Genomic DNA, 22,988 nt, shown 5'->3' on the forward strand with positions numbered 1-22,988 from the left:
CTAATTATCTTGTTATATGATGATGAAGGGGATTGGTGAGAAACATGGTTTTCTATAATATGAACGTGTTGCAAAACACATAATGGATGCATAAAAGCACGCAAAAAATCCACCCATCTTGGAAATCATATACAGTGACCAAAAATACTTCATTCCAAGGGGTGGACACTATCATGATTTCCAATATTGTAATCAAACATGCACTGTCTAGCGAAATCGATCCTCTTTTACAGGCTTTATTTCAATACATTGACCAACTTTCTTTACCTGAAACACCTTATGTGACAGGTCAACCACTGATTTCAAAAAAGTCATTGTTAAAGTGTTTCTTTTTGAAAACTTATTTTTCTATTAACTCTTTACCTCAGTTAGTGGACATACTGGATCGATTTGGCTACTTCCGGCGGATTTGTGGGTTTAATGAGGTTCCTCATCTTTCTACGTTTTCGCGGGCAGGGAAATGGTTTCGAGAACAAGGTTTTTCCGTTTTTAACTCCCAACTTCTCAAAGACTTAGGTGTTCGGTGTCCAAATGTCGTCATCATTGACAGTACGGCACTCCGAAGCAGTTTCTACGATTCTCAAGCTAGATGGGGAATTTTCACTCGGTATAAATGGTTCAAAGGCTATAAGTTGCATCTTTGTACAACTAGGGAAGGAATCATCCTCTCTCATGCTTTCGCAACAGCGAATCAACATGATGCGTCTGTTGCACTTGAGTTATTTCCATCTTTAAAGAAATGGAAGATTGAGTTTGCCTTGGGAGATGCCGCCTATGATAGTGAAAATGTTCGTAACATGGCTGAAGAAACTGGGATCTTTTTTATTGGCTATTTTCGCATAAATTGTTGCTATATAGAACATAATGTATAAAAAGAATGTAGAAAAGGTGTTCCGTATGGCAATGGCTTGGTACGATGTTTACAAAGACTTTTATACACTTCCGAAGAAAGAACAGTTAGAACTGTTTAGAGCCATTAAACAAAACTTATTTCCAAAGCCAAAAGGCGACATTCCAAAATGGTTGGAGAAATTCGGGAAACTCGTTTTTCTAAAGGATTAGCGTGTGTTCATTGTGGAAGTATGTCTATGAAACGTAATGGAAAATATCGTTCTCGTCAACGCTATCTCTGTAAGGGTTGCGGGAAGTCATTCAATGATATGACAGGTAGCCCATTGTCAGGAACAAGATACCCTCACAAGTGGTTGAAATACTTTGAAATGATGATTGAAGGTTATACATTGCCAAAGATATCCAAAGTACTTGATATTCACATTTCAACTGCGTTTTATTGGAGACATAAAATTCTTAACGTTATTCGTTCGCTTGGTCATTCAACACTAAAAGGGATAGTGGAAAGTGATGAGACATACTTTTTAGAAAGTGAAAAAGGCAAGAAGTTCATCGCTCACAGAAAGGCTCGTAAACGTGGCGGTGTAGCAAAAAAAAACGTGGTATTTCTAAAGAACAAATTTGTGTGGTGGTTGCACACGATAGAAACGGACAAATCCTTTCCCAAATGGCAGGAAGAGGTCGTATTACGGCTATGGAAATTGATGGGGTGTTAGGAAAACATATCGACACCTCTGCTTTGCTATGCACAGATACAGCAACAAACTATAAAAAATTTGCTACGATGAAGGGACTACAACACGAAGCCATTAATGTTCGTAAAGGTATCTATACAAAGAAAGGAATTTACCATATTCAGCACGTCAATGGATATCACACTTGCTTGAAAAAGTGGATAAACAGGTTTCAAGGTGTAGAAACAAAATACCTTGATAACTACTTGTTTTGGCATCTTTTTCTTGAATTGAATAAGAAAATGCCGTTTCAAGAACGTGTGAAGGAAATGCTTCTCTCATCTTGTCGAAAGGTAAACTTTACTACCGTTCAACATCTAAGTGAAGCATAACTTTTATTATTTTTTTGTACGGTCAATTTTGTTGTTTATTATTAACCCAATGATTGTCATGATAAAAAACATGAAGGATAGTGACATTAAAAGAACGACAAGCCCTATTCCTTTCTGCTTAAACATGTAATGGTTAAATGCGAGTATTCCCATAGCAATTGCATTAATAAAAATTGATAATAGCCATATTGGATGGATTTTTTCTTATCCATTATTCTACACACCTCCACTCTGTTATTCTACAAAATGGTATTCAACCTCTTTAGCAACAATCTTTTAGAAAACAGACTTTTTATTTCACCGATTAACCCACGAAATAGTGAGGAGCGAAAAGATTCCTATGGTCGGGTCATGCCTTCATTTTTGAAAACAGAATTAGGAAAGTGGATGTTCCGTTTCCGTAACACGATTGAACAGACATTTAATCAGTTAAAGAATGACGGATTAGAACAACCGCGTTGGTATGGGTTTCATCGCTATTTACTGCATGTACAGTTATGCATTATTATGCATAATTTTGAGTTTTTACTCTAGTTTTACAACACCATCTAGTATGGGAAACCAACATTTATTCAAATAGAAACATTATCAGCCTGAAGTCATCCTTCTTACAGTGAGATGGTACCCATGGTACAACTTAAGTTTTCGTGTGAAGTCTGCCCAAAATCGAAAAGATTCATTATAAACTGTTTCACATCGCATCATAATCCGTAAGCTAGCAGGAAATTCATGTCTTAGTTTTTTATGAATCGTCTTCGCACCAGAACCGTGTTATGTATTATCCATCATAAATAAAAGGTACAGCTTTATAGCTGTACACATTATGTTTAAATGATGCAATGATTTTCAAATTATTACGCATATATCACTAATTTATGTCGGAATCATTTTTTATTTTTTATAAACATAAATAATTATTTTTTCTGTAATTTTTAAAAACCTTTACCTGATCCTCTAAAAGTTTTTGTGTTTCTTCATCTAATTGAACATCACTTAAATTTATTATTGAGATATCTATATGCTCAAGTTGAAAAAAATTTAGTTTTTCTTCAAAAATATCAACATCATAATCAAAATCTACACAATTATCGAAATCGTTGGTGATCAGAAGTTTTATTGCTCGATTATTATTGATTTCTTTCCATAACATTATTCCTTCCCTTTCTAGAAGAATGGGACTTCTTCTCTCAAAATCAAATACATCTTTAAACACCTTTACAATTTCAATATTGTTCATAAAACAATATTTTTCTATTCTTTTTAAAGTATCTTCTTCGTATGTAGGATTTACTTGTTCTTTTCCATAGGTAATGTAAACAACTGCCTTTTTCATTTAAATCACTCCCCTTTTTTATGTTTGAATATAGATTAACATAAATTTTAAAAGACCGGATAAGTATGAAATGACATTTTTAATAAACAACATAAGTATTTTTCGATAAAAGAAAAAAGTACGGCTGTAAAAAGTTCTTTTCTTTTACAAAAATTCTTTATTTTCGTTCAAAAAAATTGATTAGGATAGTTTATTGATATAACTTGTAACATTTCCCAAACAGCAACTACCTTGAGGGTTGTTTACCTCACACCCACACCGGTTTTCTTTTATATTTTCACGAATATGGTTCACAGGTTTAGAACCAAGTCCTTTTTTTACATATTCCTCAATCTTCTCTTTTGTCCAACCAAAACAATAGCAAATAGGTACTGTTGAAGAGTCATCCTTTTGATACACAGGAACCTTGATTTCTGATAAAAGATACGTTTTTTTACCCGCATCAAAATAGACAACATCACAATCCCTTGATGAACAAAAATAATGAGTTAAACCTGCATTCAAAGAGTCTAATCTTGTTGGTTTTAGCATTGATTTTAACGTAATTAATTTCACTTTTTTTCCTTTTGATTTACAAGAGGGACATATTGCAGAATCGCTATTTTCAAAAATTTGTTCTTTTGCATTGCAACAATCAGCCAAGTTTTAACCCCCCTTCTCCAACGTGCCAATATAGAAATTATATCATTTTTCTTCAACTATCCTGCCTCGTTGAACAAGAAAATCAACATAGTTCTTTAACAGACACCCTTGCCAATAATAATTGGCACATTGATGAATGAAATAACAGCAAAAGTTTCCACAATTATTTCAGGGTAGAGCCTTTAAATAAGACACATATCACCCAATCACCAACTAGCGTTTAATAGAAATCTTGATTTCCTTTTCATTCAAAATATCAATCATCTGACTAAGGGTCAATTCCCATATAAACGCGCCCATGAAAAAGAAGAAAGGGATAAAAACAGAAGAAAAAACATTTCGTTGGTGGAAAAATATCAGAATGCCACCAACTATGCAAACAATCATCACTGCTGTAAGCATGGCATAAGTAAAGATTACCGGTATCTTCTCTTTCCCATCTTGTATAACAATAATTTCGTATGTTGGAATATACATTCGCTTATAAATGACAGCACCTCCGAACATTGTCATATACGCAATAATTGCATATAACCAAAAACCGTACGGAAAATAATCTAGACATAATTTAGCAGCGATCAAGATTAAGAATGTCATCAAAACGAAGTTATACGTATAAAAGATGCGTCTCTCTCGCTTTTTAGGCAAAATTCTTTCCATAGCAATCATTCCTCCCACGAATTCTTAATCGATTAAAATGATTATATCTCGATCGGGAGCAAAAAACAGGACCTAATTTGTATGATTATTCATATTTTAAAAAATAATGATTTTAGCTAAAGATAAAACAGCAAGGATTGTCTCCTTGCCGTTTTATGATATTCCTTCTCAATCTGGACAATCTGCATCATTTTCATACAAATCTTCACATAACATAACGATCTCCACTATCTTTTTTGAGTCCAAAATGTATTCGGATAGAATCGGCATCATGTTTTGAATTAAATGCATAAAATTGTTATACATGCCGCAAAAGCATAAAATATTAAATTCCGCCACTTCAGATGTGTTGTGACCGATAAAACTTTTCTGTAAACGTGTGATGTACATAAAGTACACGTACTTGCTGTCTGTATGTTTTATCCATGCGAAACGATTATGCCTAGCAATTACAATAATATAATCATCGTGTCTAAACTTAATAAAACTTTTTTCCCTTAACCCTTGTTGTTTTTCCCTATTTGACATGAGCATGCTCAATCCTTTCATTCGTTAAATAATTTCACATATATAATTATTTAACGAACATACATTCCCTTCTTTTTCATACAAAAAAAGCAATCCAAAATAGGCTCCCCTATCCGAATTGCTTTTACCCCTATTTCTACTCCTCCAAAAAATGAATTGACTCATTTAACTCATCGATATCATCAGATCGAAAATTTAATTCGTTTAACTCCAAAAGATATTTTTTGGCATCAGACAGATCATTCAGCACTTTGCTTTGAATGATTTCAAATTCTCCTCCTCGATCAGACATCTCTACTACGGCAGCATAATACGTTTTATCGATGTTTGTAAATTTGAATACCGTATATTTAAAGCAACATTGGAATATAAGCAAATCGTATTCAAGCAAAATTTTAACCATAAAAATCCCCCTCCTTTCCACTCATCTGATTCAAAATAGGAGAGGGATTCCCTTGTTTTTTCAATAAAAAAGTACACACTTCTAAGAAGTCAATCTAATAATCTTATGTGCCAACTGCGTAAATGTATATCTAAATTCATCTCTTGAATTAATACTGTTAGATAAAACTTTTCCTGACTGTTCAATTTGTTCTTCAGACAAGGCAAAGACAGGAACATTATACTTTTGCGACTGAGCAATCAGCCCATTGAAATCTGAGATATTTATTAGATTGTAAGGCTCCACATCTTCTCTGATTGGACCGAACCTTTCTTCTTCAATCAGCATGCCATGTTCCCTCAAAGTTGGCACTAGATTCGTAGCAACATTACGATTAATCTTATCGATCCATGATTGAAACGCCCTTGCAGGAACACCGTTTTTCGGTCTGTATCGTTGAAGTATTGTACCAATAAACTTTGGAAGCGTATCAGGAAAACGATATTCCGCATTTTGAAAAATGGAATGTCTTCTAATATTGTCATATGTATTTTTCCATTCAGGAAGAACTCTGGTTAGTGAATTGATGGCCATATTGCAAAAATAATCGGGACTGCAAGGAACGATAAAATAATCGCTTTGCATTAACAAATTAGCATTCGTTGCGGATACACTTGGGCTCATATCAATTAACACATAATCAAAACCGTATTCCTGAGAAGTAATGTTAATCAAGTAATTAATTGCCCCCGGAATATTCTGAGCCATTCTTAAACTACCTGTTAGCTCCTGTGCAACCCCCATAGATATATCAAATTCAGCAAATCCAATATGTCCGGGCAGTAAATACAAGCCTTCTCTGTTAGGAAACTCAAAACATTTGGCTGGTTCTAACCTTCTAGGCAATCCTCCAAATACCGGATCAAGCGATGTTTTTATATTGTCAATCCCACTATGATTATAAAACTCCTCTATATCCTCAGTTCCAGCCAAACTAAGACATAAACCAGTTAAATTGCATTGGGAATCTGCGTCTATCATTAAGACCCTTTTTCCCATTTCAGACAAGATCCATCCCAAATGAAACGTAGTAGTAGTCTTACTTACTCCACCTTTGTTATTAAACAATGAGATAATTTTTGCCATAACAACATCGCTCCCCAAAAACAATATCATTCAAGAATTATTAGCAAAAATTCGCCCCGTTTGTTAAAATTCCTTCAGATAATGACAAAATTTTTATAAAACCTTATCGAATGCACGCTTGAAATTTGTTTTGCCTAACTTCGACTACCTCCTTTAACCTGTGTTAAAAGAGTATAGCGAAATTCGCCATTTTAGGCGATATAAGCCGTTTTAAAGCCAAAATGATTTTATGCTGCTATTAATCTATTTTCTCCTAATTTATTCGTTTTTTATCTCATTTCTTCGGACTAATTTACCTATGTAGGAGACACATGTATGAAAAAAATCATTTTTTTCATCTTCTTTATGAAAAAAATTTATTGTAAATGATGATTATGTTTTGTTATTAACCACTTATAATGAATATTATTGAATCTTATCAATACTAATCATTATGAATTATGAATATTCATATTCATTATTAATAAACGATAATTAACATGAATATTTACAATTTTAACCACTATATGCAATTTGAACAAAATTCAAGCGATTAGCATGGGTAGTTTTCATCGGTTAGAATTTGCAACATGTGCATGAATTGACGTATAATAATGACCTTATTTTAAGCGCATGATTCTTATTGTTATTAACTTCTTGTTCCTATATTAGCAAGAAGGATTATGCTATAAGGAAGTTTGATGAAACGCGTACTTCATAAAAATAAGGAGGGAAACACCCTCCTTCCATTTATCAACATTCTTCACTTCTTGACTATTCATATAATAATTAAACCTTAAATCGCTTTAGTTAGTAAGATCAAAAATCAATTTCTCTAATACGCTTCTATACTTCTCTTCTATATGACCAATCTCTTGTTCACTGAAATATGTACGCGACTTATCTTCCTTTAATTGAGATAAGACATGTTCTAGATATTCACCTAGTTCATCTATAGTACATATTCCCTCAACAATACAACTCTCAATTATAGAATACCCCAACCAACCAATTCCTCTAGCGATTTGTTCCCCCAAATTTTCTCTGCCTTAAAAAAACCAACGGAATTCATCGTTTGCCTCATTAAGCCCTACAGCATAGCAATCTGGAAAATCTTCGTGACCATACAGCGATACACCTAAATACAGCCCATTTTTAAATTTTACACCAACAGTAAATAACGGTTCTAATCCCCAAAAGATAACTAATTCTTTGAAATCTTCCATCTGTTTATCATTTTCTGATACACCAACCGCATTTAACATACGCATCATCCTCCTCTTTTCTAAAGCACTGTCCCATTCCTCCATTTCTATGAATTCATCTTTGATATGTATTTTAGAAAATGTGTTATTTTTTAATTCTAAAACTTTTTGTTTTGCCGAAAATCGTTGTATGTTATGTATTACATGTATATTATGAATGTACAGGGCGTTTGTTTTAGTCTTTATATTTAGCAGAAATCATATGTTTTGTCTTACCTCTTCTTATCACCCTTCTTGAATCACATCACCAAAATACTTTTCAATCGCTTCAATTTTGTCATGTTCTTCAAGCCATTCATACGCTTCATCTTTACTTAACAAAATAATCGTTTCAATCCCCCACGTTAGGTTCCCCTCTGACTCACTGTATTTCGTTAATGGACCTCCTTGAGCATGCAAGAAAAACTGACCAGACTTCGTTATATATAAATCTTCATAAACATGTCTGAAGTCACTGCTCGGAAGACCATTACTGTACTCCGCAACAAGCGTTGCTTTTTCTGTATCATACACTTTTTTGTTGATAATTTTTTTCATTAACACCATCTCCTTTTCTTTTTTTAAAAACACTAATTTTTCAGATATTTCACCTCCTGTTAAATCAAATTATTTTGGTAATATAATTGTTACCGTGCTATACTTCTCCTAATTCACCTCCTCAAAAACTATTCATCGAAATTTTTGTTCGATGTAATTAAGAGTATAAAACACATTAATAATTAGCGCAATCTATTAATTTAATAGGCTTTGTGACGATTTCGTAGATAAAAACATTTATTTCCAATATTAATATATTAATAAAATTTTTCTATAGATTCTTTGTGACTTTCAACTTCCAATTATTAAGCAATTTTATTATTTTTTATCTACAAAAAAATTATGTCTATTTCGTAGATAAAAACAAAATTCAGAAAATAAAAACTTTTTTCGTAGATAAAAATTTTGTTTTTAAGTGCTGTAAATTCTTTCTGAATGACCTGTTTGGTTGGGTCACTATGTCCATACGTAAAAAGACCTTCAGTATCTTTTAACTGAAGGTCTTCTGCACAGTTTTTGTAATCGGAAAATACAAGGAATCAAATGTGTAGTGAGCGGATTTGCAAATTAAGGAGATGATTATGTAGTGTTAAATGGTGTTGTATGAAGTGGGATATGAAGTGTTTCGTAGTTAAAACTTTAAGCAGGTGAAGTGATTATGTATGATGAATAGTAATATGTAATGTAATATTATTTGAAAGTGGCCTCCGTGCCGATCAGTAACTCCATTTTTTCTAAAACTTAGGAATGCAATAAATTTTGTATGTCTCGTTGAGATAAATGGATAAAACGAGCACCTTGCACCGGAAGATTGCTTAAAACTAATACTTTTGCATCTTCCCTAAGTGTTCGCGCTCTGCCTATCGCTTGAATCAATTGACTCTCAACCAAATAAAATTGTATTTCCTGTAATATCTCATTATTTTCATACGTATTAAAGAAAAATCTGAATCCGTTTCGTTGAACTTGCTGGTACTCCATTTTGCTATCATTCAGCCCAAGTTTATAGCCTAACGCAGCCGAGTAAAGTAAATATGCAATCGGATTAACATGAGGCGTTCCTAGCACCGTGATGTTCTGTCCTTTGAGAGAATCGATTCCTTCCGTATTTCCGAACGTAGGAGTCGCTTTATCTTGTTCCATAAATCCTTTGTAGGTAATGATGGTGCTGTTAGGATTATAGATGTCTATTAACTTTTTTGCCAAGTTCAAAAGTTCTTCGTTCTCTTTTATCGCATAGCGGCTAAAACTTTTGATGGGAATTTGCACAATTTCCCCTTTTGATTCCGTCAATCCAACATCACGGTATTTAACTTCTGGTCCAAACATCATTTTAGCAATCGTTTCGCTGATAGTAGCGCTAAGAATAATCACTTTCTTTTTAGGCAACTGATGGCGCTGAATGAAATAGATGAATTCATTTCCGTTTGGTCCTTTCGTTTTTACGAAATATGAGCAATTTAAGAACCCTAAAATATCGGACTTTATCGCGTTATCTTCGACAATAATCTTTTCTACCTCGTTGGCATTCGGCAGCAAGTAGGCTGCTCTCTCTTGAACGAGGTCGGTCGGTGCATTTAAGACCATATTTTGAATCGTTAAAATAGCCGCCCTATTTTCTTCGTTTTGCATGAATTTAGAGCACACAAGCGTGAAATCTAAAACACTCATTTTTGACACAGGTAACAGGCTCGGTATAATATCCTCGTCAATAACTAATGTACCGTTCGCATCCTCTTTTGTAAATAAACTCCGTTGATGCGTAGTCAAAATGACTTTGTTTCGCGCTTTATGCACATTTTCAAGTTCTTCAAGATAGTTTCGAATCTCTTCATTTTGCCGAGCCATTTTCTTTAAGAAAGCATTCACTGCTTTATACGCTCCGTTATTGTATAGACGTTCAATTTTTTCTGTGAATTCAATGTCTAAATCCGGCAGTTGCGGCACTTTTACGTGTTTGCAGCCTAAACGATTCAATCGCTCTGAAACTTCTTCCTTTAGCCGATGGGTGGGTAATGCAATCGTAAACGTATGAGTTTGAGCCGCATTGACATACAACTGAGTTTTCCCAATTCCTGTGGGGGCTTTAATCACAAATACGCCATTTTCTTCAGAATTTAATGCTTCATGAAAATACTGCTTCAATTTCCTTTCTGCCTCACTTAATGGTTGAAAATTCGGTTTTTGAGTCACTTGAATTCTTCCTCTGAACAACTTCCCTTGCTCAATCATGTTGAGTGCATGTTCACACTCATCAGCAAAAGGACAGTACGAATCACATCTACTTGGAGCATAATTTGACTTCTGTATTTGATTAATCATGACCTTCCATTCTATTTTCTTTTGCGCGTATTCTGGTCTGCTGTTAAGAATCTGTTCGATTCTCGTTTTACCGCCTTTTACTCTCAATAAATTAGTCATAACCCCAAACATCTCGTTGTGATACAACCAATAATCACCATGCATGGATTCTCGATAAAGTTTGCAGTTCTCCTCTAGTTTCTCAAACGGAAAATCTCTAATCTGCGCAAACCCCTCTTTCACTTTATCAATTTGGAAACAATAATCTTTAAGCAATTCCCCTTCTTCTTTCGAACCCAATTTTCTATGATATTCCTCAGTGTTTTCTTTAGAAAACTTAATCATATAGGAACCATGACTAATTTTCGGGCGTTCTCTATTAAATATAATAGGATTGGTGCGCTTTTTAGTCATTGAAATAAACAAATTATCCTCTGGTGTTATTTCATCATCGTCATCAATCAACTTATAATTTGGATAACCGTTGATTAAATCAATCCCAACAATGCGACAGTAACGTTCCATATCCCGTGATGGGTTAGAGCCTGCTTTTATGTGCAATATAACGGCATTTAATAAATCCGGAACGCTTATGACGTTGTCATACGCTTCATAGACCAGTTCTTTCCCTCCAAACAATAGTCTTGAAGCATCCTTTGTTTGGACATCTGCCTCTGGAAAAAGTGTCATTAACGAACGTTGTATCAACTCTCGCACTCGGATATCATGAACTTCTTCATTTACCAAGAAAACCATTCTAAATTTTTCATGATCCGGTGTAGAACGAAATGTTGTATAAATAAAATTCGGCATGATATGGTATTGCTCACATCTCTTTACAGCATCAGCAATTGACAAACCTTCATCGATATCAAGAGCAAAAACCTGTTGGCTAAGCCAAAAAGCATTTTTTCTAATCCCATCTCTAAAAACAGCAGGTGCAAAACTTCTTCCATTTGGAGTCACAACGGCCTTCGCAAATTCTTGCATCGTTACTTCTGTCGGTAAACTAGCGATACGATTAGAAATAATCGCTACTTCCCATTTTTCAGGCTTTCGATGAAAACGCTGTGAATCAAGACTAATTTTCACTTTTGGCAATGTTTCTTTTAGCATATGACATTCCCCCTTTTTCTTAAAAAGGGAGAGTTACAATGCTATGATTAGTCTTTTAATTACATGTTTTTAATTGTATTATGAGAACTCCCCTTTCCTGTTTTTAAAGTCGGCCCAGCAAAAGATATTTTGCCATATCATTGGACCGTGTCTTGATTTTAATTGAAATTAGAATTATCAGTCAATATTCAAAGGAAATATTTCATAACATATTTGTCAACAATAGTTTTTTCAAGGAAATCATTTATGAATACCGAATTATGAACATATAGAGTATAACTTTACTAAAGAAAGGAGATGAAATTGCGTAGATTTTTGTCATAGAATTAGCATTCTACGCCATTCTAGACTCATTTTTCATGGTTTTATGCTCTTTTTTTAGCCATTAACAAAAGAAAATTTTGTCGTAGAATTATTTATCCTAATTTTTCTGGGAGAGTGGAATATGATACAGGAGTTTGCCCAAGAAGCATTGAGAGGAAAGTCAAAAGAGACCATTAAAACGTATTGTCACGCTTTAGAACAGTTTTCAAAGTGGTTAGAAGGTGCCGGAACAGATTTACAACATTACTCGCGCATGGACGTTCAACAGTACATTGATTTTTTGGCTAGTCGTGGGAAAAGTGCGGCTACGATTAATAAAATTTGGAATGCTATAAAAAAATTCAGCATTTGGGCGAACAAAGAACAAACTATTGAAGACATCTCTGTCGTAAAGCCGAGAAACATATTGCATGAGGCTCCGAAGGCTCTCGAAAGAAATGAGGTTAATCGCCTACTTCGAGAAATTGATCGAACGGGAAACCTTAGAGATATGGCAATTGCACAACTACTCATTAATACTGGTATAAGACTCAGCGAATTAGTTGCTTTAGAAAAAACAGATGTTGTCATATCCGAACGCAAAGGAGAAGTAATTATTAGAAAGGGAAAAGGAGCGAAAGAACGGAAGATTCCATTAAACTCTGAAACCCGGCGGGCAATTACAAAATACCTAGAACAGCGCACTGATGATAATTCTGCTCTTTTCTTATCAAACAGAAATAAACGAATTTCCCCTCGAACGGTTCAGCACATATTCCAAAAATACGGGGTTAATGTTCATGCCCTTCGTCATACTTTTATTACCAGATTGGTAAGAAACGGCGAAGATATTAGCATTATTCAAGCCCTTAGCGGCCACTCCTCAGCCGATATGGTGTTGCGTTACTCTGCTCCAACTGATGAGGACAAGATGAAGGCAGTAAGTAATCTATGGATAAAATAGAAAATCCCCAGTTGATGAAGCCTACGCTTCATTAACTGGGACCATTTTTTATATGAAGATAAGCACAATTAAATTCCTTATAATGTTACTTTGTCAATTTTTCCAAATATCTTGTTAGCACCCACCCTTTTACTACTTCCCCATCTTCCTTTTGATAAGCAACGAAAGTCCAATTTTTTCTTTTTTCTATCACCCGTACAACTTGTCCAAAATGTAATGTATCGATCGCCTTTGTATTCTTCTTATTAGTTTGGCGAACAGTTAATTGGCTCGTTGAGACCATACGGAATGGCTTTAATTCTTCAAATGTATACTCTTTGTTTTTATACTCCTTACGTACTTGTTTCAAAATAGTGTTTTTATGCTTCATGACTTCTTGGTAAAATGCTTTTTGATTTGTTTCAAAGAAAGGTTGTAAATATCCTGAAAGTATATTAGTCAAAATGGGAATAATAATTAATAAAACAAAGGCTTTAATTTTTGGAGTTTTTCCCAACTTGTCTAAACGTTCAATTATATTATTCAACATTGAAATAATTGTGTTCTGCTTTTCCAAAACCCCTTGACGCTCTAATACTCCTAAAACCACTTCTTCAATTTCATCTTTCTTGACAATTTCACCATCCAAAACCCAATTTTCGTTCTCGTCTTGCTCAATAACAGTGAGTTCTGTGTTTCGAAGCAATTCCTCAATCTTTGGAAAATTTATTTTTTGCAATTCTTTAAATTGAACCTGCCATTGTTCTAATGCTTTTATCGTCGGTGACAGGTTAATCTTATATGATTCTAATGTTTGATTAATTGTCCTTTGGAGTTCTGCAATCGGACTATTTATACTATTGTAAATCTTGGTAAATGACAAACCCAGTTGTCTGGATGCATTCAAAGCCGCTTGCATAGAGTCAGTTATCCTATACATTTGACTGATCCGATTATTACTTAACGCTTTGGTTAATTCTAATGATGCAGCAATGGAGCGCGCATGTACTTGTGTTGTCTTCAACTGTGAGCCTATTCTATTAAATGCTCTCGAAAGTTCAGATTGATACATGCTTAAATCAAATTTCTTTCTTAAATTTAAATCTAAGTTGTTTATCCTCATTACTTTCGATTGATATCCAAATATCTTTTCTAATTGTGACATCCTCTCTGATTCCCTTGTAAGAATTTTAGTAATCGCTCTATCCATTCCTGCCTGCATCTGCCTCATCTACCCTTCATAACCATTTATACAAAAACAGATGCCCCTATAAGAGACATCTGTTCTAGTTGTTACGCATTCACTGACCAGTCTTTATATTGCTGTTCGGCTTGTTCCATGAGTTTGTTTGTTAAGAATTGTAATTGCTGCGCCGTAATTTTCTCTTTCATGAGTACTTGCTTGACGGCTAATTTCACTTTAGCGTAGACATCTCGACGGTGAGGACTCGTCCAGTCTACGGCTAATTGTTTCTTTAATGCTTTGACAACCTTATGGATTAAATTAGAAACCTAAAAATAAAATGGATACATTTCTTTCCAAAACAAGAGTGGCTCTAAGAGATAGACCCTCTTGTTTTTCTTTTAAGTGTTTTAATTTTTTAGCATCTAGAACAAAATCAGTCCTCCGTATCACTATTATTTGTGATATGGTTCGCTAAATTTAGTAAGTATAAATATTATTTTGATAAAAACGGATCATTTTCAAAATTTCCGGTTACTAAATTGCGTAATTCCATTAAGTTATCGGCAAAAGTAAATTTTTCTTTATTTTTTGATACAGATACCGAGTGTTGTTCAGCGTAATACACTGTTTCTAAATAATAACCTCCATTTTTTTCATCTTCTAAAACGAAATCATTTTCCATTAAATAGTTTAAATGTTGACTATTTAACCATAAATAATCATGTATTGTAATGTCACTATATTCACTCAAATCCATTTTATAACCTTCTATTTTACCGTAAAAGTAACAATTCCAATCAGTCCACTCCACTGGGTCATAAAAATATGAATTATATGTTTTTACACCACTTACATAATATAAAATTAGTACTGAATCACTTTTTTTAATTAGATTATTAAAGTCCTCTTTCTTAATATAGAAACGTACTACCGTTTCTTTATTTGGATTCTCTGACGGAGGTAAGATCACTCTGCTTTTTACTTGAATATAAAAATCTTTTTGAGGCTCTTCTTCCTTATACGTTTGTATCATTTTATTTGTAACGTGAATATCAAAACCAAAATCAATTGGTAATTTGTATGCCTCAAAACCAAGTAAAAAAAACTTACTAATTACTTGATATTCAATACCCATCCCCAGATAATACCTATATTTTTCTGTGTTAAACCCCATATAATATCACCTGATTAATATATTTTCGGCATTATTATACTTCATTCGAAAGCGTAATAATTATATTTTGGTCTAAAATATCTATGTTAAGTACAGATTGATTTTCCGACACATGCAAACCGTTTCGATCATTCTTTCAGTCGACTCAAACATTTTGATTATGTCGATTTTTCAGTGTGAACTTATATAGATGTCTGCTTTAATTATAAAATATTTGTTTTTGGTAATAAACGGTAATAGAATCAATTTTATTGCAGTTGTTTTCTCTTTGAAAAACTTATTCTTCTTCAAAGTTTAAAAGGTATGTGTCATCGATTATATAAGGTAGTGGCTTTTTTATCTCACTAGCAGATTTACCGTCAGAATATAAATTAACTACAATAATGTAAATTTCTTTGTCCCCTAATTTTACTGATTTTATTGGGCTATCGTCATTTTTTTCGAAAGATAAATCTCTTTTATCCAGATTATATATTAAAAGATAACCCGTAGGCTTACCGTAATCTATTGCATAACGGTATGCTTGTACCAATCCTTTTCTGATGTATGCCTTATCATAACCTTTTTCTAAATTAAATAGTTTCACCTCTAGAACCATTGGATCATTGGTTTCAATTAAACCAACTAAATCAGAACGTCCGCTAGGTGAATGTGGTGTTGAAAATGGATAATCAATTCCTTGGTTATGCAAATACTCCTGTAAGTCTAAGGTTAAATTTTCTTCACCGCGTTTTGTATCACTTTCATAAATAGAGAAAAGTCTATCTTTATGAAACCATTCAGTACGGTGCTTATACCTTAATAATAAGTATAAAATTGTACTACCATCTTCAATTTGTTCACAGATATATTCATATAAAGGTTTGAAATATTGTTGTGCAATCACGCGACAACGATCATCAATACTTCTGCTTGGTGTGATATTTAAGAAAAGGGTGTCTAAAACACTTAACTTATTTTCTGAAAAAAGTTTCATTAACGAGTAACATAAAGCAATTTTTTGAATATAGTCGTTCGGATACTCTATAAAGCGTCTATGTCTTCTTTCGTCACCTTTTAAATAGGATTCAATGTCAAAATTTAGTTTTTCTATCTCATGAATAATGGCACTAAGTAAAGAATTGGATTTTATAAAATCTAGAAAAATCTTAATTTCTGAATAGAAATTTTCTTCCCGTGCATATAACACACTATTGGCTCTATTACTCAATTTGAATTTTATATTTTCTAAAACTGGATTCATCTTATTTTTCACCCCACTGAACTATCCTTTGTGATATTGTTACCAGTCATTTTGTCTTATTCTCTTATCCATCAATATTGCAAACAAATAGGACGGAGCCTGCAAGTGCTGTACAGGTACAGTATTTTCTAATGGTACATATTTCAGCGCTTCTTTAAAGGTGTTTTTTGATATTGAGCGATTAGTTCTGCTCAACTCAATAGTATTTCCCTTAACTTTGTACGTAAACTCTCCTCCACGGATTTGCTTAAAAACTTGCCCTTCACATCCCTTGATTCGTTCCCATACGGTTTCAATCATCCTATCCCCCCTACTAACAAAAAGTTTAAAAATATGTTGAGTTCATACTTTAATTATAACCTAATACCCAATTTCAGGAAATTTCAAACAAAAATATGAGCGTTCCATATACTCTCTGAGAATGCCAATGGTTGATAAAAAGTCCCCTCCATACCTCTACCTTTTTCTGCTAAAATAATTCTATACGCTTTAAGGGGGTTTTGTTATGCCAGTGTATAAAGATCACTCCATAAAGAAAAGAGAAAGTTGGTATTATGAATTTGTTTATAAGAAAAAAAGATACAAAAAAAGAGGTTTTGCTAGAAGAACTGATGCAGAAGCAGCGGAGAGACAGAAAAGATACGAATTGCAGCAAGGAATATCCATTCAAGAGTCAAAAATTACTGTAAAAGACTACTTTAAAGAGTGGTTGAGCAGAAGGCATAATCTTTCTCAAAATACGAAAAAACTTTATAAAACCTTTCTTAACAATCATTTAAATTTTTTTGAAAATGTACAACTAAACGATGTTACTCCTTTAATGGTTCAACGATTTATTGATAGCCTTCATCAGAGATATTCCAGCGGTTATGTAAAAAGAATTTACAGCATACTACGGAAAGGATTAAATGATGCTGTTAATTTGGAATTGATTCGACGAAATGTCGCCGATCAGATTGAAAAACCGCGTGAACAGAGAGAAAAACCAATTGAGGTATTTACAGTTGAAGAATTAAAAGAATTTATTAAGATAGCGGAAAAGACAACTCGCTATGCCATTGCCTTTAAAATTCTGGCTCATACCGGAATGCGGCGCGGAGAATTACTCGCTTTAACGTGGGACGATATTGATTTTGAAAGAAAAACAATCAGAATAAATAAAACACTTCTTAAACATCAACGAACGATTCAACACTCTACAAAAACGAAGCAATCTACAAGAGTCATTGCTATTAGCAACTATCTTGTGGAGGAATTGAAAAAACATAAACAAATACAAGAAATTGAAAAAGCAGAGAACGAAAACTATGAGGACAACAACTTAGTTATTTGCACAGTAAACGGAACAAGTGTGTATGTAGATAACTTAACACGGGCATTCCGAAATACTTATAAAAAGATGAAATTAGAAAAGGATATTACATTGCACTCATTAAGGCATACACATGCAACTTTGCTGTTACAACAAAATGTTCATATGAAGGTCGTTTCGGAACGGTTAGGACATGCGAGTATCAAAATGACAATGGATACTTACTCTCATTTGCTTCCAAGCATACAAGAAACAGCAGCCGAAAAATTCGAGCAATTGTTTGAGGAGGAATAAAGTTTTAAATCAATCACTCCAAAAATCACACCAAGTCACCAAAAACACCAAAAATAACGAATGACAACAGAAATAAAAAATCCCTTGAAGCCTTGTGGCTCAAGGGATTTCGCTCGATGATTCCGACTGGGCTCGAACCAGCGACCTCCACCCTGTCAAGGTAGCGCTCTCCCAGCTGAGCTACGGAATCGTATGTTGTTGCAGTGCTCTATCGAACACATATCTTATTATATAAACGCACATGGGGTTTGTCAAATACTTTTTTGAAAAAATGGAGGGACATTTTGGTGGAGTGGTTGTGTGAGGTTTTTTGACATGCTTTCGCATCAATCCGTGATATCTTCCCATTGCCGTTATTTTGTGGGATGTGTTATGATAGGAAGAAATATTTCGGACGGAGGGAAGCTTATGAGATACGTCACGTTAACAGACGTGTTTGTCCATCCGGTTGCGCAAAAGTATTTGAAGCGGTCTGGCATCGCTCATGCGATTGCTACGGCGTATCATGCGTATCGCCTCGCTATTCAGCATGGCGTCAACGCTGACTTGGCGACGAAGGCCGGGCTGCTGCACGATATGGGCCACTATGAGTGGTACTCCAACGGAACATGGGATTACGAACAATATAAACAAAACGATATACATGCGATCAAAGGTGCCGAGCGTGCCCATAAACTGCTCATTCGCTTGGGCGAGCATCCGCAAAATGCCAAGGAGATCGCTTTGGCGATTCTGCTGCATACCGATTCTTATCTGCCTGAAGGCGAATTTAAACGCAAACCGCTGCAGACCATTATCAAGCTGGCGGATGAGGCGGATGAAGAACCAGGCGGCAAGCACCATTACCGGCAAATCGATGATGCGCTCGCATTGAAGAAAATTAAGCAGCTTGATGAACTTGTCAATCGCCAGCTGCAAAAGGAACGTCTTGATGATATCATCTAATAGGATTTTTTATTCGGAATCTGCCTAAACAGCCTTTCCCCGCTCCGGCGCAAGGAAAGGCTGTTTGTGTTTGCTGCCCTTTTCAACAAGCCGGCACAGCCATCGAACCGCGAGTGATTTTGTTTTTCACTCGGATTCAGAAAAACAGCTCCTTTTGAAAAGGCTCCATAAGCAGCGGCCGGTAAAAGCTTCTGTAATCGCTATACTGATGGACGATGTGCTGACGGTTTCGGTTCACTAGCTCCAGCTTTTGCAAAAGCTCCTCTTCCAATTCTACCGCATCGGTCGATACGACATATCGCTCCAGACCGAGCGAAGCGGCACAATCAAATACTTTAAAGCGATAACCGAGCAGCACCGGCGGCACGCTGGCAGCCAATGAAAGCAAATTGGCATGCAACTTTAAATTAATCGTGGCCGAAAAACGGGATAAAAGCCGAATCAGCTGTTTTTCTGAATAGAGCTTTTGATCCCAAACAACGCGGTACGGGCAGCTGATTTTATCATAAAGCCGCTTGCACGCTGCCCGATCATTGTCCCAAACGGCGTAAATATAAATATGATATCCTTGCCTCATCAGCTTTTTTGCTACTTTGGCTAAAGCATTTTCCACCATTTCTTCATTTTGGCCGAATAGTCGATTATAAGTGGTTCCCCAATTAATGCCAATGATTTTTTCGTCGTTTCTTTTTTGGCGAGGGCGTTTCGTTTTCAATAGCAGAGCCGGATCGCTGACGGTATAGATATGGTCATGATCGGCAGCTAACGCTTCAAGCAGTTTTTGGCTCAGCGGTCCGCGAATCCCGGCAAAAGCAGCTGCGGCCATCGCATGCTTAAGCATAAATGAATCTTGCAAAGAAAAATATTTTGTAAGATCGGGCAGCTCGTTGGCGAGCAAAAGATCGACATCTCGCTTGTCAATTCCATCGATTCCGCTTCCCCACACTAACACCTTTTTTTCCATCTGCGTCGCTTGTTGTAAAATTTGCATATATTCAGGCTTTATCAGCGATCCCCCGCCCAGCACAACCACATCATAAGGAGCGATCTGTTCGGCGCACACCAGCGGCAGAGAAAAAGCGATTTTTTCATATTGGCCGTATTTCTTGCTAAAACGCTGAAACAAGCGCCATGACAATTCGTCTCCTAAATTTCGAAAGCCTACCCATCCCAAATACAACACCTTCGTCATAGCAACACTCCTTATAGCGACAGCCTTGACCGATCCGCTTTTCTATTCGTTTCTTTGTAAATGTATATTCCAACCAGCTTTATCGACAGTCTCCCTTTTCGTGAAACAACCGCTTTTTTTATCTTCTTTTTGCGGATAATGACATCGATTCATCAGCTAAGGAGGAAATCATAGGCATGAAGGACAAAAACGGATTTTCTCCATGTATAGCATATTAAGGAGGATTTCTAGTGGTGAACCTTCCAGGGGAAGTGAGCGGATGATAAACAAGCCAAATCATGATAAGATGAAGCATAAAGCGGGATACGGACAGGAGGAACTCAAGTGGACCCATTATTGCAGGTGTTTGTCAAAGTCGCTGAAAAACAAAATTTCACTCGCGCTGCGGAGGAGCTGCACATGACACAGCCGGCAGTAAGCCAGCATATTCAGACATTAGAGCGCCTCACAGGAACAAAGCTGATTGAACGAAATAATAAGTATGTAAAGCTGAATAAAGCGGGACAGATTGTCTATCATCATGCTAAAGAAATATTGGGGCTTTATACCCGCATGAACCATTTGCTTGATGACTTAATGAACCGGGCGAGCGGCACGCTCGCGATCGGCGCCAGCTACACTTACGGCGAATATATTCTTCCCCATCTGATAGCACAATTGCGTGCACAATATCCGGACATTCAACCGACCATCACTATTGGCAATTCTCATGAAATCACGGAATTAGTAAGCAATCATCAATTAGATATCGGCATTATCGAAATGGAGATTGAACCGAAAGATGTCTATATCGAGCCATTTGCCGAGGACGAAATGTTCATCATCGCCTCCGCCCATCATCCGTGCGCTCAAAAGCAAACGGCGACAATGGAGGAGCTTTGCCGCGAGACATGGATCATTCGCGAACAAGGATCAGGCACGCGCAAAGCAACCGATCAGCTATTTGCAAAATCCTACTGTTATCCACGCCAGCTCATGGAGTTTGGCAGTACCCAGTTAATCAAAGAAGCGGTAGAAGCAGGGTTGGGAATTACCTTTCTTTCACAATGGACGGTGAGAAAGGAATTGGCGCTTGGTTCTTTGCGGCAAATCCATATAGATGATGCGCCTTTTGTGCGCCAATTCTCCTTTATTACGCAAAAGACGCCGTTTTACACAAAAGCGATGGAAGTGTTTATCGATATTTTGCGGGAGCAGGGCGCAACCAAAAGCTTTTTGGGCGGGTGATCATAGAAGGACATCCCGCCCATTCCTTCGAACGAAAAAATATGGAGCGGCTGCTTGCCAATCCGCTCCGCTATAAGCTCCATCCTCTCAACTATATATGGGCTAAACGACAAAAAAAGAGAGGAAGGATAGCAAAATCGATGTGATACATATTGCAACCAACGGGCGCAACGCTTTTGTCCGCAGATCGCGAAGGCTGACATTTAAGCCGAGGCCTACCATCGCCGCTGTCAGCATAAAAGAAGTCAAAGAAGAGAGGCTGTTTAAAAGTGGCTTCGGGATAGAAACGACGCTGCCAAATAAGCTTAACAGCATAAAACCGAGTAAAAACCAAGGAAATTCGATTTTCTTTTCTTTCATGTCAGCGTTCTTCTTTTTTCGCTTCATCCAATACATACATAACAAGCTGAGCGGTAGAAGCAATAGAACCCTCCCCAGCTTCGCCAGCAATGCAAAAGCTAACGCATCCTGTCCGGCCGCCGCACCGGCTAGCGCCACATGCGCCATTTCGTGCAAGCTGATTCCGCACCAAATTCCGTAATGCTTATGAGAAACGGGCAGAAATGGCTGAATGAATGTATAAGCCAATGAAAAAACTGTCCCAACCAGCGCAATGATTCCTACCGATATCGCCGTATCTTCTTCCTTCGCCTCTATAATCGGAGCCACAGCGGCAATCGCAGCGGCCCCGCACACCCCTGTTCCAATTCCAAGCAACAGCGATAAAGAAGCGTTCGCTTTGACGATTTTGCCGAGTGCCATCATCATCCAAATGGAAAAAACGATGACGGCCGCATCGCGAAGAAGAAGCCCTAAACCTTGATGAATGACAACGGCCATATTCAGCTTTAAGCCAAACAAAATGATCGCCATCCTTAATAAGTGTTTGGCGGCAAATTGAATTCCAGACCGAAGCGCTTCCGGGTAGCCAAAAAAGTGGCGATACATAACGGCCAGCACAATCGCACAGGCAAGCGGCCCTAAATGCTCCAAGCCGGGAATGGATGCGAACGCAAAGCCGAGCGCCGCAAACAAAAAAGAAAAGGCAACTCCTCCTATCCACCTCCAAGCCAAACGGCGATCCGAAGACGGTTGCTTGAAAACAGCCATGATGTCGTTTTTCATTGATGCTTCACCTCTTTATTATAATGGATCGTCCAGATCGCTGACCAATGGTCCTCTTCAGCATATCCCGGTTTCTTTCATAAGTGAAATAATAATTTTCAATAAATACCATAAGTAAATTTTATAACAATCGTCATCTACGCTTGTCTCCGGTCGGGACAACGATGGGTCGTCTGCCGAATAATAAAAAAATAGACCTTCCTTCATGCAACAGCACATGTTTAGAAAGGTCTATTT

General features: G+C 36.2%; 20 protein-coding genes, 1 tRNA gene and 3 pseudogenes. 8 read left to right on the forward strand and 16 right to left on the reverse strand.

Going from position 1 to position 22,988, the window contains the following annotated elements:
* Positions 1–173 precede the first annotated feature (173 nt).
* The 4 genes and pseudogenes from GGQ95_RS08240 to GGQ95_RS08255 form a co-directional block, all read left to right on the forward strand.
* Complete coding sequence (locus tag GGQ95_RS08240; protein WP_240371505.1) at positions 174–872, forward strand: transposase; 699 nt, start codon at positions 174–176, stop codon at positions 870–872.
* 25 nt (positions 873–897) lie between these two features.
* Positions 898–1,918 (forward strand): annotated as a pseudogene (locus GGQ95_RS08245) (IS1595 family transposase).
* Positions 1,919–2,206: 288 nt separating this feature from the next.
* Positions 2,207–2,452, forward strand: a pseudogene (locus tag GGQ95_RS08250) (ISNCY family transposase); the annotation flags it as partial.
* A gap of 19 nt (positions 2,453–2,471) precedes the next feature.
* Positions 2,472–2,567: pseudogene (locus GGQ95_RS08255) on the forward strand (IS6 family transposase); the annotation flags it as partial.
* A 249-nt stretch (positions 2,568–2,816) separates the two neighbouring features.
* Here GGQ95_RS08255 and GGQ95_RS08260 read toward each other — a convergent pair.
* The 8 genes from GGQ95_RS08260 to GGQ95_RS08295 all read right to left on the reverse strand — a co-directional run bounded on the left by GGQ95_RS08260 (position 2,817) and on the right by GGQ95_RS08295 (position 11,807).
* Positions 2,817–3,251: a hypothetical protein gene (locus GGQ95_RS08260; protein WP_042412221.1), complete on the reverse strand. Its 435-nt coding sequence runs from the start codon at positions 3,249–3,251 to the stop codon at positions 2,817–2,819.
* A 180-nt stretch (positions 3,252–3,431) separates the two neighbouring features.
* Positions 3,432–3,893 (reverse strand): putative iron-sulfur cluster-binding metallochaperone, encoded by a 462-nt coding sequence (locus tag GGQ95_RS08265; RefSeq protein ID WP_066329618.1) that lies wholly within the window; start codon positions 3,891–3,893, stop codon positions 3,432–3,434.
* A gap of 213 nt (positions 3,894–4,106) precedes the next feature.
* Positions 4,107–4,553: a hypothetical protein gene (locus GGQ95_RS08270; RefSeq protein WP_042412194.1), complete on the reverse strand. Its 447-nt coding sequence runs from the start codon at positions 4,551–4,553 to the stop codon at positions 4,107–4,109.
* A 664-nt stretch (positions 4,554–5,217) separates the two neighbouring features.
* A complete protein-coding gene (locus GGQ95_RS08275; RefSeq protein ID WP_042412198.1) occupies positions 5,218–5,484 on the reverse strand; it encodes a hypothetical protein in 267 nt (88 codons plus the stop codon).
* Between the two features lie 81 nt (positions 5,485–5,565).
* On the reverse strand, positions 5,566–6,609 hold the full coding sequence (locus GGQ95_RS08280; protein WP_042412200.1) for a ParA family protein: 1,044 nt from the start codon (positions 6,607–6,609) through the stop codon (positions 5,566–5,568).
* A 1,028-nt stretch (positions 6,610–7,637) separates the two neighbouring features.
* A complete protein-coding gene (locus tag GGQ95_RS08285; RefSeq protein WP_042412206.1) occupies positions 7,638–7,853 on the reverse strand; it encodes a hypothetical protein in 216 nt (71 codons plus the stop codon).
* 225 nt (positions 7,854–8,078) lie between these two features.
* On the reverse strand, positions 8,079–8,390 hold the full coding sequence (locus GGQ95_RS08290; RefSeq protein ID WP_042412217.1) for a hypothetical protein: 312 nt from the start codon (positions 8,388–8,390) through the stop codon (positions 8,079–8,081).
* Between the two features lie 741 nt (positions 8,391–9,131).
* The gene (locus tag GGQ95_RS08295) at positions 9,132–11,807 is read right to left on the reverse strand and encodes a hypothetical protein (RefSeq protein WP_042412208.1); all 2,676 of its coding nucleotides are present in this window, start codon (positions 11,805–11,807) and stop codon (positions 9,132–9,134) included.
* A 445-nt stretch (positions 11,808–12,252) separates the two neighbouring features.
* Here GGQ95_RS08295 and GGQ95_RS08300 point away from each other — a divergent pair, with 445 nt between their 5' ends.
* Entirely contained in the window at positions 12,253–13,074 is an 822-nt protein-coding gene (locus GGQ95_RS08300) for a tyrosine-type recombinase/integrase (RefSeq protein WP_042412212.1), read from the forward strand.
* Between the two features lie 85 nt (positions 13,075–13,159).
* On the opposite strand, the gene GGQ95_RS08305 is transcribed toward GGQ95_RS08300, so the two are convergent.
* The 5 genes from GGQ95_RS08305 to GGQ95_RS08325 all read right to left on the reverse strand — a co-directional run bounded on the left by GGQ95_RS08305 (position 13,160) and on the right by GGQ95_RS08325 (position 16,956).
* Entirely contained in the window at positions 13,160–14,275 is a 1,116-nt protein-coding gene (locus GGQ95_RS08305) for an SH3 domain-containing protein (protein ID WP_044744197.1), read from the reverse strand.
* Between the two features lie 71 nt (positions 14,276–14,346).
* Entirely contained in the window at positions 14,347–14,553 is a 207-nt protein-coding gene (locus GGQ95_RS08310; protein WP_231883487.1) for a type I restriction enzyme endonuclease domain-containing protein, read from the reverse strand.
* Positions 14,554–14,732: 179 nt separating this feature from the next.
* Positions 14,733–15,413: a hypothetical protein gene (locus GGQ95_RS08315; RefSeq protein WP_042412333.1), complete on the reverse strand. Its 681-nt coding sequence runs from the start codon at positions 15,411–15,413 to the stop codon at positions 14,733–14,735.
* A 277-nt stretch (positions 15,414–15,690) separates the two neighbouring features.
* Positions 15,691–16,656 carry a hypothetical protein gene (locus tag GGQ95_RS08320; protein ID WP_052510073.1) on the reverse strand — a complete coding sequence of 322 codons (966 nt, stop codon included), beginning with the start codon at positions 16,654–16,656 and terminating at the stop codon, positions 15,691–15,693.
* A 39-nt stretch (positions 16,657–16,695) separates the two neighbouring features.
* The gene (locus GGQ95_RS08325) at positions 16,696–16,956 is read right to left on the reverse strand and encodes a hypothetical protein (protein WP_042412337.1); all 261 of its coding nucleotides are present in this window, start codon (positions 16,954–16,956) and stop codon (positions 16,696–16,698) included.
* 205 nt (positions 16,957–17,161) lie between these two features.
* Here GGQ95_RS08325 and GGQ95_RS08330 point away from each other — a divergent pair, with 205 nt between their 5' ends.
* Positions 17,162–18,262 (forward strand): tyrosine-type recombinase/integrase, encoded by a 1,101-nt coding sequence (locus tag GGQ95_RS08330; protein WP_042412340.1) that lies wholly within the window; start codon positions 17,162–17,164, stop codon positions 18,260–18,262.
* A 117-nt stretch (positions 18,263–18,379) separates the two neighbouring features.
* Here the strand turns inward: GGQ95_RS08330 and GGQ95_RS08335 are convergent.
* Positions 18,380–18,452 (reverse strand) — tRNA-Val (locus GGQ95_RS08335).
* Between the two features lie 218 nt (positions 18,453–18,670).
* Here GGQ95_RS08335 and GGQ95_RS08340 point away from each other — a divergent pair.
* The gene (locus GGQ95_RS08340; RefSeq protein ID WP_044744196.1) at positions 18,671–19,207 is read left to right on the forward strand and encodes an HD domain-containing protein; all 537 of its coding nucleotides are present in this window, start codon (positions 18,671–18,673) and stop codon (positions 19,205–19,207) included.
* 136 nt (positions 19,208–19,343) lie between these two features.
* Here GGQ95_RS08340 and GGQ95_RS08345 read toward each other — a convergent pair whose 3' ends face one another.
* Positions 19,344–20,399 carry a polysaccharide pyruvyl transferase family protein gene (locus tag GGQ95_RS08345; RefSeq protein WP_183186596.1) on the reverse strand — a complete coding sequence of 352 codons (1,056 nt, stop codon included), beginning with the start codon at positions 20,397–20,399 and terminating at the stop codon, positions 19,344–19,346.
* Positions 20,400–20,723: 324 nt separating this feature from the next.
* Here GGQ95_RS08345 and GGQ95_RS08350 point away from each other — a divergent pair, with 324 nt between their 5' ends.
* A complete protein-coding gene (locus GGQ95_RS08350; protein ID WP_183186597.1) occupies positions 20,724–21,626 on the forward strand; it encodes a LysR family transcriptional regulator in 903 nt (300 codons plus the stop codon).
* Between the two features lie 102 nt (positions 21,627–21,728).
* Here the strand turns inward: GGQ95_RS08350 and GGQ95_RS08355 are convergent, their stop codons facing one another.
* The gene (locus tag GGQ95_RS08355; protein ID WP_244963662.1) at positions 21,729–22,736 is read right to left on the reverse strand and encodes a YeiH family protein; all 1,008 of its coding nucleotides are present in this window, start codon (positions 22,734–22,736) and stop codon (positions 21,729–21,731) included.
* Positions 22,737–22,988 lie beyond the last annotated feature (252 nt).

Origin of the sequence: Anoxybacteroides rupiense (assembly GCF_014196195.1) — a bacterium.
GTDB classification, from domain to species: Bacteria; Bacillota; Bacilli; order Bacillales; family Anoxybacillaceae; genus Anoxybacteroides; species Anoxybacteroides rupiense.

Bases quoted from the DNA above. Each gene is read 5' to 3' on its own strand.
- GGQ95_RS08240 (WP_240371505.1), top strand. From the start codon at position 174: ATGATTTCCAATATTGTAATCAAACATGCACTGTCTAGCGAAATCGAT.
- GGQ95_RS08260 (WP_042412221.1), bottom strand. From the start codon at position 3,251: ATGAAAAAGGCAGTTGTTTACATTACCTATGGAAAAGAACAAGTAAAT.
- GGQ95_RS08270 (WP_042412194.1), bottom strand. From the start codon at position 4,553: ATGGAAAGAATTTTGCCTAAAAAGCGAGAGAGACGCATCTTTTATACG.
- GGQ95_RS08275 (WP_042412198.1), bottom strand. From the start codon at position 5,484: ATGGTTAAAATTTTGCTTGAATACGATTTGCTTATATTCCAATGTTGC.
- GGQ95_RS08280 (WP_042412200.1), bottom strand. From the start codon at position 6,609: ATGGCAAAAATTATCTCATTGTTTAATAACAAAGGTGGAGTAAGTAAG.
- GGQ95_RS08285 (WP_042412206.1), bottom strand. From the start codon at position 7,853: ATGTTAAATGCGGTTGGTGTATCAGAAAATGATAAACAGATGGAAGAT.
- GGQ95_RS08290 (WP_042412217.1), bottom strand. From the start codon at position 8,390: ATGAAAAAAATTATCAACAAAAAAGTGTATGATACAGAAAAAGCAACG.
- GGQ95_RS08295 (WP_042412208.1), bottom strand. From the start codon at position 11,807: ATGCTAAAAGAAACATTGCCAAAAGTGAAAATTAGTCTTGATTCACAG.
- GGQ95_RS08300 (WP_042412212.1), top strand. From the start codon at position 12,253: ATGATACAGGAGTTTGCCCAAGAAGCATTGAGAGGAAAGTCAAAAGAG.
- GGQ95_RS08305 (WP_044744197.1), bottom strand. From the start codon at position 14,275: ATGCAGGCAGGAATGGATAGAGCGATTACTAAAATTCTTACAAGGGAA.
- GGQ95_RS08315 (WP_042412333.1), bottom strand. From the start codon at position 15,413: ATGGGGTTTAACACAGAAAAATATAGGTATTATCTGGGGATGGGTATT.
- GGQ95_RS08320 (WP_052510073.1), bottom strand. From the start codon at position 16,656: ATGAATCCAGTTTTAGAAAATATAAAATTCAAATTGAGTAATAGAGCC.
- GGQ95_RS08325 (WP_042412337.1), bottom strand. From the start codon at position 16,956: ATGATTGAAACCGTATGGGAACGAATCAAGGGATGTGAAGGGCAAGTT.
- GGQ95_RS08330 (WP_042412340.1), top strand. From the start codon at position 17,162: ATGCCAGTGTATAAAGATCACTCCATAAAGAAAAGAGAAAGTTGGTAT.
- GGQ95_RS08340 (WP_044744196.1), top strand. From the start codon at position 18,671: ATGAGATACGTCACGTTAACAGACGTGTTTGTCCATCCGGTTGCGCAA.
- GGQ95_RS08345 (WP_183186596.1), bottom strand. From the start codon at position 20,399: ATGACGAAGGTGTTGTATTTGGGATGGGTAGGCTTTCGAAATTTAGGA.
- GGQ95_RS08355 (WP_244963662.1), bottom strand. From the start codon at position 22,736: ATGGCTGTTTTCAAGCAACCGTCTTCGGATCGCCGTTTGGCTTGGAGG.